The organism is Arthrobacter sp. P1_H7, from assembly GCF_056405215.1.
This window is the reverse complement of sequence record NZ_JBFUCO010000011.1, coordinates 51123-65497: the sequence shown is the minus strand read 5'-3', so window position 1 is coordinate 65497 and position 14375 is coordinate 51123. Positions and strand designations below refer to the sequence as shown.

The following is a 14375-nucleotide window of genomic DNA, read 5'->3' as shown; positions in this document are numbered from 1 at the left end:
GCAGCCTCAGCCCAGGTGGACGACTGGGGCGTCGCCGTCGGTGCCGGTGAACTTCCTGCGGTCGATGGTGATGAGCAGCAGGGCAACCGGGGCAATCAAGATCGCGACGCCTGCGGCCCAGAGGAACACCATGGCATAGCCTGCAGAGAGGGCCGCCAGCGTCACGCCGCCGGCCGAGGCTGCTGCGGCGATGGTGCTGAACAGGGCGATGCCGAGGGCGCCGCCGATCTGCTGTGAGGCGTTGACCAACGCGCTGGCCACGCCGGAGTCATCCTTGTCCACGCCGAACAGGGCAAGGTTCTGCATGGGCACGAACACCATGCCCAGCCCGAGGCCGAGGAGAAGCACGGCGGGCAGCATGTTGACGAAGTAGCTGCCCGCGGCGCTGACCTGGGTGAGCCACAGCATCGCAGCCGCCATGAAGACCGGCCCCACGGCCGTCGGGATCTTGGCCCCCAGTTTCGGCAGGTTCTTCGCGACGAGCGCTGCCGTGATGATGACCGCGACCGTCATCGGCAGCGAAGCCAGCCCGGCGAGGAACGGAGCGAAGCCCAGCACGATCTGGATGTAGAAGTTGATGAACAGGATGCCGCCAATGAGGACAGCGCCGGAAAGGAACGACGCCAGGAAGGCGGCCGCGCGGTTTCGTTCGGTGGCCACGCGCAGCGGCAGGAGCGGGTGCCTGACTTTGGTCTCGACCAGGACGAAGAGTGCCATGAGAACTACGCCGGCGGCAATGAAGCCCCAGGCTTCGGGTGCATCCCAGCCATGCTCCGCGTTGGTGAAGCCGTAGACAAGGGATCCCAGGCCGAGGGCTGCCAGAATGACCCCGGGCCAGTCGTACTTGGTGGAGCCCTGGGCCTTGCTTTCACTGACCAGTGACCACACACCGAAGAGGGCGATGGCGGCGATCGGCACATTCACGAAGAAGCACCAGCGCCAGCTCACGTGTTCGGTCAGGAACCCGCCCAGCAGGACACCGGCGGCGGCACCGACGCCGGTGATGGAGCCGAAGATCGCAAACGCCGTGCCGCGGTCTTTTCCTCCCGGAAAGGCGACGGTCAGGAGCGCCAAGGCAGCAGGGGCCAGCAGGGCAGCGAACACGCCCTGCAGCGCGCGGGCGCCGATCAGTTCCCAGGGCTGCTGCGCGATGCCGCCGATCAGGGACGCGACGGCGAAGCCGACGGCGGCCACGATGAACGTGCGCTTGCGGCCCCAGAAGTCTGCAATGCGGCCACCGAGCAGCAGGAAGGCACCGAAGGACAGCGCGTAGGCGGTGACCACCCAGGACCGCGTCGAGTCGCTGATGCCCATCTCGAGCTGGAGACGCGGCAGTGCCAGGTTGACGATCGTGCCGTCCAGCACCACCATGAACTGCGCGAGGGCAAGGAACACCAGCGCCCACCAGCGGTTCCTTGGCCTGCTCCCCCGCCTGACGACTGCCTCTTCCAACTGTGTTGCCATACCCATGTCCCATCCTCCAAAGTAGTAATACTTATAAAAGTATAACTATCGAGGACGGCAAGCCAGGACCGTTGCGAGGGGGGATGTGCGCTACTCGGGTTCGGAGAGAAGCGAGGCGAGGCGCTGCAGGGCGGGCAGGCTCGCGGCAATTTGCTCGCGCTCTTCAGGCAGCAGCCGGTAACTGGCCGACTCCAGCGCCTCCGCCCACGCGCCCTCGAGGAGCGCCTTGATCCGCTGGGATTCCGCCGTGGGATGGAGGGCGACGAAGCGCTTGTCGGCGGCGTCGCGGATCCTGGTGACTAGCCCCGCCGCGACCAGCTCACGCAGCTGGACGCTGACGTTGCTGAACTGCCGGCCCAGACGGGAGGCGACTTCCGCGACGGTGATGCCGGGGTGGCCTTCGATGACCCGGAGGATTTCCAGCACGCCGTTGGACAGCGGCCGGACGCCGGTGTCATTGTGCGATTTCCGCCGGACGTCGGAGGAAATGTCAATCACCGCGACGGCCAGGGCCCGGTGGTCGACGGCTTTCGCCAGCCCTTCGCCTGCGCCAATACTTTCCATTCCATAAGCATAGGCGTCCGTTCTGCGACGGCGGGCTTAGCCTTCGTCGCAGAGCAGGTGGTACCAGTTGTCGGCGAGCACCTCGAGGGCGTGTTCGCGGTTTGGTTCAAACTTCCGTCGTGTCCAGAGCGTGGCCACGTAGTCGAGCGAGGTGAAGGCAAGGGTGCCGCGAATGTGGTGCGTCTCCTCCGAGAAGCGCCCTGCCAGCTCCATTCCGCGCACGAGGTCGGAGATGACCTCCTCATGCCATCCCTCGACCAAGGCGCGCACCTCGCGATCGACGGCGGCGGCCTCCTCGAGCACGTCGAGGTATGGGCGGAAAACCGGCCAGAGCGCCGCCCGCGACTCCAGCCAGGCCAGGATGCCCGGCAGCTCGCCTGCGCGGACGACGTCGACGAGGTCGGCCGCCGTCGATCCCCGGTCGGGGCCGTCCGCGCGGTCCAGCACGGCATTGACGCGCGCCATGAAGTCCCGCATCAGGTCGCTGCGCGTGGGGTAGTAGGCGTAAAAAGTCACCCGGGTGGTACCGGCCGCAGCGGCGATCTCATCGATCGTCGTAGCGGCGTAGCCCTTCTCGGTGAAGAGTTCCAGCGCCCGTTCGACGATCACGTCGCGGGTCAGCTGCTTCTGGGCTTCTCGCAACGACGACATGGATCAATCCTAACGGTGTTGCGCGGCGTCAGGCGCGAGCGTGCGCCGCACGCAGCGCGGCCGGACCGGCGTCGGCCAACCGGCGCAGCTTGGGGACGGGGATCCGGTAGTTGATCGCCGCGGCGGTGCCGGAACCGTCCGCGTTGTCCCAGCGAAGCAGCATCGAGTCCGCACCCCCGCCGGGCTCGCGGTAGTCGGGAGCCCCGAGGGCCGGCGCGAAGCCCACCGACTTGAGCGAGAGGCCGAATGCCTCCGTCCAGAAGTACGGCTGGAAATCGAACTCGGGCGCCGCGTCACCCCTGAGCAGACCGACGCCGGCGATCTTGGCCTGGTCGACGGCGCTGGTCCACAGGGGCACCCGTTCCACCCCGCGGCGGGTCGGGAAGGACGCCACGTCGCCGGCGGCGACGATGTCCGGCCGGAGCCTGCCGCGCGAATCGACCCGCAGCTGTCCGTCGATGAGGAGGTTCGAGCCAGCGAGCCAGCCGGTGTTCGGCTCATCGCCGATGGCGGTGACCACCAGATCAGCCTCCAGCTCGGTGCCGTTGGCCAGGACCACCTTCACCCCGGCACCGTGTTCGACAAGTCTGGCCTTCCCGCCGCCAACCACCCGCAGTCCGCGCCGGATGGCGGCCGAGGTGAAGATGTCCGCCAGATGGTCGCCGAGCTGACGCGCCAGGGGCTTGACGTCGGCGACGAGGGTGACCTCGCAGCCCACGTGCACGCAACCGGACGCTACCTCCATGCCCAGTGCTCCGCCGCCGATCACGATAACCGAGGGGCGCGACGCGACGCGTTCCTTAAGAAGGATCGCATCCTCGATGGTGCGCAGGGTGAGTTCCCGGAGGTGGCCGTCCTGTTGCGGTGGCGCTGATCCCTTCTTTTGCGTCTTTCGCGCACCCGCATCGAGTCGCTTTGCCCGGGAACCCGAAGCGATGACGAGGCCGTCATACGCCAGCTCCCCTCCCCCGTCCAGGCGCACAATCCGGGCCTCGACGTCCAGGCCCGTGGCGCTGACTCCGAGCAGCTCCGTTGCTTCGTGGGTCGGCTCGGGGAGCACATGCGCTTGGAGTCCGCCGTCACCGTTCCCGTCGGCGCTGTTCTCCTCGACAGCGTGCAGCAGCGCCTTGGAGAGGGCCGGCCGGCTGTAGGGCTGGTGGCGCTCCGCGCCCACAACAGTGAGCTCACCGTCGAAGCCGGCCGAGCGCAGCGAGTCGCAGGCCGTGAGTCCGGCGATGCCGTTGCCGACCACCACGATTTTTCGCATCGTCATGCCGCGGCCAGTCGCAGTGCGGCAACCGGGCAGACCCTTACCGCCGCCTTCGCGGCGTCCAGGTCAGCCCCTTCCACGTCCGGGACGTCGAGTACCAGCTCGCCGTCATCGTCGAGGTGCATCAGCCGGGGCGCGGCTTCTTCGCAGAGGCCGTGCCCCTCGCAGCGCGGCCGGTCGAGGTGGATCCTCATGCTGCCACCACCTTGGCGACCTGGAGCGATTCGAGGCTTCGCGTGATGTTGCTCGGCTCCCGGACCTCGTCGGAGATCGTCAGCGTTTTCACCCTGCGGGCAAGCGCCTCAATGATCGCATGCGCTTCCAGTTTCGCCAGGCCCTGGCCGGCGCAGCCGTGCGGTCCGTAGCCGAAGGACAGGTGGTCCACCGGGTTCCGCATCACGTCGAAGGTGTCGGGATCCTCGTAGTGCCGCGGGTCGCGGTTGCCGGCGCCAAAGAGGATGCCCACCTGGGCACCCGCGGGAATCGTGACGCCCTCGATCTCCACGTCGCGCATTGCCTTGCGGCCCCAGATGTGGACCGGGGCCCAGTAGCGCAGCACTTCGGCGAACGCTGCGGGGACCAGTTCCGGGTTCTTCCGGACCAGTTCGAACTGCTCCGGGTGGCGGCCGAACAGCGCAATGATGTTCCCGATTGACGCGATTGTCGTATCAACGCCCGCTCCCAGGTATTGGTGGATGATGTGCCCCGCAGAGCCCTGGGGAATGTCGCCGCGTGTCTCGGCATCGAAAATACCTCGGCCGATTGAGCCGGGTGTGAGGTCTTCTGCGGTGACCGACGAGCACCAGCCGTAGAGCTCGCCGGCGATCGGGAAGCTCTCCTGGGTGCGCTGGTTCAGCGGGCCGATGACCTGCATCGCGGCCTGGCCCCAGCGCAGCATGTTGTCCTTGACGTGGCCGCTGAAGCCAATGAGGTCGGCAACGATTTCGATCGGGAAGGCCCGGGCCAGGGAATCGATGGCCTCGAAGCTGCCGCTGGCGGCGAGCTCGGCGACGAGCTTGTCCGCCTTTTCGTCGATGACTACTTTCAGGCCGCGGAGCGCCCGGGGGGTGAGGTTCTGTGACAGCGTGGCGCGGAGCTGCGTGTGAATGGGCGGGTCGGAGGCGAGGGAGGTGCCCTGCAGGGCCTCGTTCACCATGGGGTTGAAGCCGATGCTGGTGGACGAGAAGGTCTCCGGATCGCCGAGCGCGTCGCGGATGACGTCGTAGCGTGTCAGGACGTCGAGGTCGTTCTTGGGGAGGTGGACCACTGCGGCCTGCTCGCGGAGCGCGGCGTAGGTGGGGTAGGGGTCGACCAGGACGTCGTCGTCCCAGATGTCGATGCCGGATTCGGTGGGTGCAGTCACGGTGTTCTCCTTGTGGATGGTAGATGGTCGGCCCGGGGCCGGAGGCCGTCTGGCTTAGACGATCGCTTCGGCATTGGCTTCAGTGGTTTCCGCGATGGCGTCCGGCGTAGGTGCCGAGGAACGTGCGGAGATGAAGAGGGTAAGAATGGCGGAGAGGGTCGCCGCGATGCCCGCGGCGAGGTACACGGCCTGGAAGCCCTGGCCAAGGGAGGTCCCGGCCACGCCCTGGATCTGCTGCTGCGCGGAAGTCAGGGCCTTGACCATGCCTTCGACGGCCTGGGCCGGTGCGCCGCTGGCCGTTGCCTGGCCGGAGAACTGCGCAATGACGCCATCCCAGCCTGAGAGGTAACCCAATGGCGGCACGTTCGAGAGTCCTGCGACGGCGTCGGCCGGCAGCCCTGCCCCGCCGAGGATCCCTGCGAGGGGTCCCGCGAAGACGGTGGCGCCGACTCCGAACGCGATGGCTGAGCCGATGACAGGGCCCAGGGCGAACCCGAGGTCGCGCAGGAGGTTGGTCGTGGCAGAGGCCATGCCGATGTGCTGCGGCTGCACGGTGTTGATGGCCACGGCAGTGATGGAGCCGACCGTGAGCGCGAACCCGATGCCCAACAGCAGGAGCGGCGGAATGAAGGCCGTCCAGGGAGTTCCGCCGAAGGCTTCCGGCGTGCCCAGGGAGAACGTCGTGAGCCAGTAGGCGGAGACGGCCATGAATGCGAAGCCCGCGGTAAGCACCCAGCGCGGGGCCACATGGTGGATGAGCCAGCCCACCACCGGGATGAAGGCGAAGGCCGGGCCCTGGATGAAGACGAACAGCACGCCGACCTTCCAGGCTTCGGCGAGGGCAAGTCCGCCGACGGCGACGCTGGTGCTGTAGCAGACCGCGAGGAAAGCGAACATGCCGGTGACGGCAACAACACCCGTGATCGAGTAGGCGCTGTTCTTGAACAGCGACAGGTGAATGAGTGGCTGCCGGGTGCGTGTTTCGATGATGACGAAGGCGACCAGGAGGATGCCGCCCGCGATGTAGCTTGCGATCACCTCGGTGCTGCCGAAGCCGGCGTCGACCGCCTGCACGGTGGCGAAGAGGACAGCGATCAGGCCAAGCGCGAGCGTGATCTGGCCCGGGATGTCCAACTTGCGTCCGTCGGCTGCTGCGGAGTCCTGCGCCCGGACAGCGACGATGAGGACGGCGACGGCGATCGCGGCGGCAATGTAATAGGCAACGCGCCACCCACTGAAGGCGTTGGGCGCGCCCGCCGCGGGACCCGCCACGGTGAAGGCTTGTGCGGTCAGGCCTGCCAGCATTGGTGAGATCACTGCACCAAGGGACAGAAACCCCGCCCAGGTGGCGATAACCTTCGCCCGGGCGCGATGGTCCGGGGTGATGGCCGCGATCATGGACAGCGAAATGGGGAAGAGTATGCCCGCCCCGATGCCGCCCACCGCCTGCGCCGCGATCATCATCTCGGTGGTGGACGCCAGCGCTGCCAGCACGGAGCCGACGACGCTGACCACAGCGCCCGCGTAGAGCAGCTTCTTGCGTCCGAACAGGTCGCCCAGGAGCCCCCAGCTGAGCTCAAACACCACGATGCCCATCATGAACATGCCTGCGATCCAGGTCAGGCCCGCACCCGAGGTGTGGAATTCCACGGCAAAGGTGCCGTTGAGGGCGCCCGGCAGTGCATTGGTGATTTGGGCCAGCGTGACGGCGCTGTAAGCGGCTATGAAGGTGGCTCGAACCGAGCTGCGGCTCGGTACCGAAATTGTCTGACTCATCGATGAAACTCCTTTGTTTCCGGTCGATTCTCCGGTGAAGCGCCAGGGCTAGTGCCCTACCGGAGCAAGAGCCGGCAGGCGGAGGTGGATGTGGCGCTCCCCACAGTTTGGTGTCAAGGTTTACAGGATGTCAAGAACATTTACTAAACGTTGGTTTCATGAACACTCCGAATCTTGCCGTGCTTACGCCTCGACTAGTTTCTTGACACGATGTAAAGAATGATGTGATGCTGACTACACCGCAACGGGGCTACGGCACGGTCAGACACCGCGGCGCCCCTGCATTCAGCACCCGATCTTCAAGGGAGAAGCCAAGTGAGTCACACCACACCCGTCGATAGCGGTGGCGCGTTCCACGCCTCCGCCGGGCAAACCGTCAATACGGTATTGGGTCCCGTCCCCGCCTCGGAACTGGGCGTTGTCGCGCTCCATGAGGCCTTGCTGTCGGTGGTCCCGGGCGCCCAGTACGCACCGGACATCTCCATGGACCGGGCGGAGATCTTCGAGGCCCTGGCGGCCAAGCTCAGGGACTTCCGCGCGCACGGCGGCCAGACGATCGTCGACAGCACCGGCATGTTCCACGGCCGCGACCTCAAGCTCTACGAGGCGTTGTCCCGCTCCACCGGCGTCCACATCGTCGCCTCCACGGGCCTGGGCCCGGAGGAAGAACTCGGCGGATACTTCCTGACGCCGCAGACCAACCCGCCCACCCCGTGGCCGGCCGAAAAGTTCGGCGATCTCTTCGGCAGGGAGGTTACTGAGGGGATGGTGGTTCCCCGGGTCGAGCGCCGCGCCGCCGCCGGCATCGTTGCGACCGTTGCCGACCGTGCCGGCATGACCCCGACTGAGGAAAGCTTGTTCCGCGGCTCCGCCCGCGCCGCCAGGAACACCGGCGTCCCGGTCTCCATCCGCTTCGGCGCCGATGCCCTGCACGATCTGGACATCGTCCTGGACGAGCAGATCGGAGCCGACCGGGTGATCGTCGGCGACCTTGACCGCAAGGACGCCGCCGGCTCCGCCATCGCGGTGGCCGGCCGGGGAGCCTTCGTCGGCATCGACCACGTGGGCCTGAACGACCACCCGGACTACCTCACCGACCACGATCGCGCCGAACTGGTGCTCGGGCTCGTCAAGGCCGGCCATGCCGACAGGATCATCCTGTCGGGCAACTCGATCGGCGTTGCCAAGGGCCTGCCGGAGTACAACCTGCCCTACAGCCACGTCCTGACGACGTTCGTGCCGTTCCTCAAGGCCCACGGCCTGAGCGAAGAAGACGCCCGGCGCATCCTCGTGGACAACCCGCGCAATCTGCTGGCCGTGCGCTAGGCACGCGTCGGCCCACACACATCAAGCTTTTCGAACCCCTGAGGTGAACGAATGACCAAGGTCAACACCGTGCTGGGAACCATCCCGGCCGAAGAACTGGAAATCGTGGCGGTCCACGAACACATCGGCTACGGCATGCCCGGGTCCGAACTGGACACCAAGTGGTGGAAGTCGCCGGAGCAGGCTTACGAGGAAACCGTGCCAAAGCTGCGGAAGTTCCGCGAATACGGCGGCGGAACCTTCGTGGACGCCACGGGCATCTGCAACGGCCGCGACGTCGACTACTACAAGTCCCTGTCGCAGAAGACGGGCGTGCACATCGTTGCCTGCACCGGCTTCGTCGGCGGCGACACCGCCCTGCCGCACTTCTCCCGCGCCACCGTGGACTACCTCACGAAGGTGTTCATCCACGAGATCACCGTCGGCATCGGCAACACGGGCGCCAAGGCAGGCGTCATCAAGGTCGGCGTGAGCCGCGGCGGACGCATGACGGACCTGGACAAGCGCATTTACCGGGCCGCGGCCCGCGCCGCCGTCGTCACCGGAGCACCCATCCTGACCCACCTGGCCATCGACCCCGAACCGGCGGTGACCATCTTCAACGAAGAGGGCCTCGGGCTGGACCGCGTGCTCTTCGGCCACGCCGACGACGGCCTGAACGCTCCGATCACCCCGCACGATTGGATCTACGAGCAGGGCGGCCGCATCGGCTTCGACACCTTCGGCTACGACCTCGAGCTGCCGGATCCGCCGTTTTGGGGCCGCAAACGCGCCGAACGCATGCAGCACTTCGTCAACCTGGTGAACAAGGGCTATGCGGACAAGCTCCTCGTCTCGGCCGACGCGAACTGCAGCCCGCTGGGCTGGCCGGGCGTGAAGGGCCACACCATCAACTACATCTTCGAGGACATGATCCCCGACATGCGCGCGGCCGGCATCGACGACACCACCCTCAAACTCCTGCTCGAGGACAACCCGGCCGATTTTCTGTCGCTTCACGCCTGATCCCGGACAGTCCACCACAGCTTGCCCGCTCCCCCAGACATGGCCCGGGCCCAGAAAGAGTCAAGAAAGAGATGAACCATGAAGGCTGAAGACATCAAGAACCTCACCATCGCCATCGTCGGCGCGGGGTACGGCGGCGCAGCGGCGGCCAAGGCCCTGAGCCTGCTCGGTGCCGACGTCACCGTGTACGAACAGGCATCCCAGATGAGGGAGGTCGGCGCCGGCATCGGGCTGCGCCCCGCCACCATGCACCGGTTCAGCCAGTGGGGCATCTTCGACACGATCGCGAAAGTAAGCTCGCCGAGCGACTACTTCGAAATCCTCAGCGCCACGGGTGACCCGATCATGAAGGACACCTGGCCGGAGTTCCGCGAGCAGACCCAGACCCACCTCATCCACCGCGGCGACTTCATCGAGGCCCTCCTGAGCGTGCTGCCGGAGGGCATGGTGCACCTTGGCCACAAGCTGGAGACCATCGAGGACAAAGGCGGCCGCTCCGTCCTGACGTTCACCAACGGCAAGACGGTCGAGGCCGACCTGGTGGTGGGCGCCGACGGCATCAAGTCCGTGGTGCGCGAGCAGCTCTTCAGCAACAAGGGCCCGGTGTTTTCCGGCGAACACGCCTACCGCGCAGTGATCTCCGCCGACGACGCCCACGGCATGGTGGTGGACGACAACCTGCGGATGTACATGGGCCGGGGCACGAAGGTCTACCTGTTGCCGCTGCGCCACCGCAACCAGATGTCCTTCGACATCACCGCACTGTGCCCGGACAGCACCTGGGCCCCCACGATCACGAAGGACGACCTCGTGGCGACGGTGGAGTGCTTCGACGAGCGGATCGTCAACATCGCCCGCGGCCTCGACATGGACACCGTGAACATCCGCGCCGTTTACGACATCGACCCGGTTGATACCTGGCACACGGACTCCGTCGTGCTCATGGGCGATGCGGCCCACTCGATGCTGCACCACCAGGGCCAGGGCGCCAACTCGGCCATCGAGGATGCCGGCGCGCTCGCCGATGCCCTGGCGGAGGCCGGCTCGGTCAAGGATGCACTGGCCCTGTTCCAGGCAACCCGCAAGCCGGTAACGGACGAGCTGCAGCGCATCTCGCGTCAGGGGTGGACCGAGGACGAGGTCAATGATGTCTTCCCGGGACAAAAGCCCACGTCCCAGGAGCCCGCCACCGTCAACGCACCAGCACAGTCGAAAGCCTGATCCCATGACCATCCATCCCGAAATCGCCAAGATCCTCAGCACCCTGCCGGCCCCCGACGGTTCGCCGCTGAACCCCGGGGCCATGCGCGCCGGCGAGGCCGCGCAGGTTCCCCCACTGGAGGAGCGCCTGCCGCTGTACTCTGTCGAGGACGCCACTGCGGTGACGCCGTCGGGCGAGGTGCCCGTACGGATCTACACGGCGGCCGTGGCTGACGCGTATGGGCTTCTGGTGTACCTGCACGGCGGGGCGTTCTTCCTCGGCAGTCTGGACACCCACGACCACGTCGCGCGGGCCCTGGCCAAGGAGACCGGCTACAAGGTCATCTCGGTGGGCTACCGCCTGGCGCCTGAGGCTGCTTTCCCTGCCGGCCTCGACGACTGCTACGGGGTGGTCCGTTGGGCCGCCGAGCAGGGTACGACCCTGGGCTGGGACGGAAAGAACCTCGCCATCGCCGGCGACAGTTCGGGTGGCAACTTCGCGGCCGCCGTCGCCGCAAAAGCCCACGACGACGGATTTGACCGGATCACGCACCAGGTCCTCTTCTACCCGTCCCTGGACCTGGACTTCGACGTCGACCGTTATGCCTCGCTGCGGGAGAACGCCGAAGGATACGGCCTGGAGACGGCGGGCCTCAAACCGTTCAACTCCTTCTACCTTGAGAACGGTGCAGACCCGGCGGACCCACTCGTCTCCCCCATCAAGCGCGATGACCTCGCAGGCCTGCCCGCGGCCCTCATCATCACCGCCGAGTACGATCCCCTGCGCGATGAGGGCGAACGCTACGGCCAGCGACTGGCGGAGGCCGGCGTCGACGCTTCGGTCAGCCGCTACGCGGGGGCCAACCACGGCTTTGTCCAGCACTTCTCCTGGATCCCGGAGTTCTACCGGGCCTTCGAGGAGACAGGCGACTTCCTGAACGCGAGGGCCGGGCAATGACGGAGCCAGTCGCTGTCCATCCCCTGGTCTCGCCGTGGGGCCGGTTCGGACTCTACAGCTTCTTCATCGACGCTCCCGAGCCCGCCATCGTCGACACCGGAATCGCGTCCTCGCCCGCCGAAGGCATGGTGCCGGCACTGGAGGCGATCGGCCGCCGGATCGAGGACGTCCGCTGGATCCTGCTGACCCACGGCCACATCGACCATCTCGGCGGTGCACGCGCCCTGTGGGAGCTCACCGGACGGCGCGCGAAGGTCGTGATCCACGAGGCCGACGCACCTCTGCTGCGCTCCCGGCGCGCGCACGTTGACCAGTACATGGACGTGCGCCAGCAATACATCTACAATCCGCATGCCGTCGAGGAGCAGACACAAGCAGCGAACCATGTCATCTCCGGCGAAATGGAGCCGACCATGCTGGTTCGGGGGGGCGAGACCCTCTCCCTGGGCGGGGACGTTTCCGTCACGGTCCACCACATCCCCGGCCACACGGCAGGGTCCGTCGCCTACGTCATTGACGGCCAGCAGTCGGTCTTCGTCGGCGACGCCGTGCAGATCCATGGGGCCGCCAACGGCTTCCCCGGCTTCGAGGATCCGGCCGCCTACCGCTCAAGCCTGCAGTACCTGCGCGACGACGTCCGCCCGCAACACCTGTACCTGGGCCACCCGTACCGGGGTGCTGACGGCGTGCCGTACGGCGTTGAACTGGACCGTGAGGCGGCCCGGAATGCCCTGCAGGGAAGCCTGGACCTCGAGGCCCGAATCGACGACGCCGCCCGCCGGTACCTTCGCGCGGGGCTGCGGGAGTCCGATTCGGTGTACTCCCCCTTCGCGCCGGTGGCCGAAGAACTCGGCTACACGGGGGACCCCACACTGGAACCGTCCCCGTTCTTCACCACGATGCACGGCCATCTCACGCAGTTCAACCAGACGTCTTAACTGAGGAGTCTCGCAATCATGAATGAGTATCAGACAATCGACGCCGGTGGGCAGAAGATCGCCGTGCGCAAGGACCTCCGGGTCCCGATGCGGGACGGCGTCGAGCTCGCCGCGGACGCCTATCACGGTACCGAGGACAAGCCGCGCCCCGCGCTGGTGGCCCTGAGCCCTTACGGCAAGGAACTGCAAGCACTGGCCCTCACAACCCCGCCACAGCGGCGCCCCAGCCCGATGTGGGACGGCTGCATCGAGGCCGGCGACATCGCCCGCATCGTCAAGGAGGACTACGTCCACGTCATCGGCGACCTGCGCGGCTCGGGCCACTCCGGCGGCGAACATATCGGCAATTACAACGCCGGCGGCGTGTCGCTTGGCCAGGACGCCTACGACTTCATCGAGTGGGTCGCCGAGCAGCCGTGGTGCGACGGCAACGTCGGCATGGTCGGCATCTCGTACTTCGGCTCCATGCAGGTGCTGGCTGCCGCAGAGCGGCCGCCGCACCTGAAGGCGATCTTTGTCTCCGGCGGCCACTACGACTTCTACGAGACCACCTACCATGGCGGCATCATGTGGTTCATGCCGCGCGCTGCCCGCGAGGGCCGCGGCGGCGACTCCGGCTGGGCGTTCACCGACAACGTCAAGTCCCGCATGATCGAGAAGTACGCCCCGGAGGAGCTGAAGCAGCTCGTCGCCAAGCGACTTGCGGACCCGGACGTCGCCGCCTGGCCGAACCTGGTCCATGTCCTCAACTACCCGAAGAACCACGAGGCCTGGTTCGACATCGTGATGAACGAGCTCGACGGGGACTGGTACGAGGAGCGCAACCCGGTCACGCTGGCCCCGAACATCGATATCCCGGTGTGGCTGCAGCTGGACCAGGGCCGCGGCTGGACCCTGGACGGCACCATCGAGCTGTTCAAGGAGCTGAAGGGCCCGAAGAAGCTGGACATCGGCCCCTACCCGCCGATGCAGTCGCGCCCCTTCATCGAGGAGCACGACAAGATGTTCCGGTGGTACGACTACTGGATCAAGGGCATCGACAACGGCGTCATGGACGAGCCGGCCGTGAGTGTCTTCGTGGAGGGCTCCCGCGAGGTGGTGACCGCGGAGGCGTGGCCGCCGAAGGACATCGAATACACGTCCCTCTATCTGCGCCCGCGCCACAAGCTGTCGACCGAGCCCGAGCTGATGGGGGCCGAGTACGCCGCCCCGGACGGGTTCTACCAGGCTCCGCTGACGGTGACGGACAAGGTGGAGATCCTGAGCTGGTCCACGGAGCCGTTCGAGGAGGACACGGAGCTGATCGGCGCCGGTGCCGCACACATCTTCGCGGAGATCGACCAGCCGGACACGAACTTCATCCTGCGCCTGTGGGACTACGCTCCCAACGGCAAGCGCCAGCTGATCACCAGCGGCTACCTCAAGGCCTCGCACCGCGAGCTGGACGGGCGGACCACCGAGGGCAACCCGTACCACCCGCACACCCGCTCCATGCCGGTGGAACCGGGAACGATCGAAGAGTACGTGCTGCGCCTCTACCCGTTCGCGAACACGTTCAAGCCGGGTCACAAGCTAACCGTGGAGCTGTCGAACGGCGAGCCGCTCGCCGACGAGCACAATTCGCTGCTGCCGCCGGATGCCTTCCACCTGCCGGTGGGCCGGCCCGTCACCCACAAGATCTACCGCGACGCCGCCCACCAGTCCAGGCTGGTCCTGCCGTTCACCTCCCGCCAGCCGGCGGAGGGCCAGCCGGCGGAAGACCAGGCGCACTGATGCCGTGGGGCTCCTGAACGCCAGGGCGCAGCCAACAGACTGCGCCCTGGCGTTGCCGGCTCACTCAGCCAGCAGGAAACACCAGTT

13 protein-coding genes are annotated in these 14375 nt (G+C 66.8%); 6 read left to right on the top strand and 7 right to left on the bottom strand.

From position 1 onward, the window contains the following. Positions 1-6: 6 nt before the first annotated feature. The 7 genes from AC1DXI_RS12490 to AC1DXI_RS12460 form a co-directional block, all read right to left on the bottom strand. Positions 7-1470 (bottom strand): MFS transporter, encoded by a 1464-nt coding sequence (locus tag AC1DXI_RS12490; protein WP_476938888.1) that lies wholly within the window; start codon positions 1468-1470, stop codon positions 7-9. Positions 1471-1554: 84 nt separating this feature from the next. After that, on the bottom strand, positions 1555-2028 hold the full coding sequence (locus AC1DXI_RS12485; protein WP_476938887.1) for a MarR family winged helix-turn-helix transcriptional regulator: 474 nt from the start codon (positions 2026-2028) through the stop codon (positions 1555-1557). A 36-nt stretch (positions 2029-2064) separates the two neighbouring features. After that, positions 2065-2679, bottom strand: a complete 615-nt coding sequence (locus AC1DXI_RS12480; RefSeq protein ID WP_018772870.1) for a TetR/AcrR family transcriptional regulator — start codon at positions 2677-2679, stop codon at positions 2065-2067. Positions 2680-2707: 28 nt separating this feature from the next. After that, complete coding sequence (locus AC1DXI_RS12475; RefSeq protein WP_476938886.1) at positions 2708-3952, bottom strand: NAD(P)/FAD-dependent oxidoreductase; 1245 nt, start codon at positions 3950-3952, stop codon at positions 2708-2710. Further along, positions 3949-4143 carry a ferredoxin gene (locus AC1DXI_RS12470; protein ID WP_018772872.1) on the bottom strand — a complete coding sequence of 65 codons (195 nt, stop codon included), beginning with the start codon at positions 4141-4143 and terminating at the stop codon, positions 3949-3951. The genes AC1DXI_RS12475 and AC1DXI_RS12470 overlap by 4 nt, the downstream gene beginning before the upstream one ends. After that, the gene (locus tag AC1DXI_RS12465; protein WP_476938885.1) at positions 4140-5312 is read right to left on the bottom strand and encodes a cytochrome P450; all 1173 of its coding nucleotides are present in this window, start codon (positions 5310-5312) and stop codon (positions 4140-4142) included. The genes AC1DXI_RS12470 and AC1DXI_RS12465 overlap by 4 nt, the downstream gene beginning before the upstream one ends. A gap of 54 nt (positions 5313-5366) precedes the next feature. After that, positions 5367-7088, bottom strand: a complete 1722-nt coding sequence (locus AC1DXI_RS12460) for an MFS transporter (RefSeq protein WP_476938884.1) — start codon at positions 7086-7088, stop codon at positions 5367-5369. Positions 7089-7403: 315 nt separating this feature from the next. Here AC1DXI_RS12460 and AC1DXI_RS12455 point away from each other — a divergent pair, with 315 nt between their 5' ends. From AC1DXI_RS12455 to AC1DXI_RS12430, 6 genes are all read left to right on the top strand, one after another. Further along, entirely contained in the window at positions 7404-8414 is a 1011-nt protein-coding gene (locus AC1DXI_RS12455) for a phosphotriesterase family protein (RefSeq protein ID WP_476938883.1), read from the top strand. Positions 8415-8465: 51 nt separating this feature from the next. Continuing rightward, positions 8466-9419 (top strand): phosphotriesterase family protein, encoded by a 954-nt coding sequence (locus tag AC1DXI_RS12450; RefSeq protein ID WP_476938882.1) that lies wholly within the window; start codon positions 8466-8468, stop codon positions 9417-9419. Between the two features lie 78 nt (positions 9420-9497). Next, complete coding sequence (locus AC1DXI_RS12445) at positions 9498-10640, top strand: FAD-dependent monooxygenase (protein WP_476938881.1); 1143 nt, start codon at positions 9498-9500, stop codon at positions 10638-10640. A 4-nt stretch (positions 10641-10644) separates the two neighbouring features. Then, positions 10645-11577, top strand: coding sequence for an alpha/beta hydrolase (locus tag AC1DXI_RS12440; protein ID WP_476938880.1), 933 nt, complete (start codon positions 10645-10647; stop codon positions 11575-11577). After that, complete coding sequence (locus tag AC1DXI_RS12435; protein ID WP_476938879.1) at positions 11574-12515, top strand: MBL fold metallo-hydrolase; 942 nt, start codon at positions 11574-11576, stop codon at positions 12513-12515. The genes AC1DXI_RS12440 and AC1DXI_RS12435 overlap by 4 nt, the downstream gene beginning before the upstream one ends. A gap of 18 nt (positions 12516-12533) precedes the next feature. Next, on the top strand, positions 12534-14288 hold the full coding sequence (locus tag AC1DXI_RS12430; RefSeq protein ID WP_476938878.1) for a CocE/NonD family hydrolase: 1755 nt from the start codon (positions 12534-12536) through the stop codon (positions 14286-14288). Positions 14289-14375 lie beyond the last annotated feature (87 nt).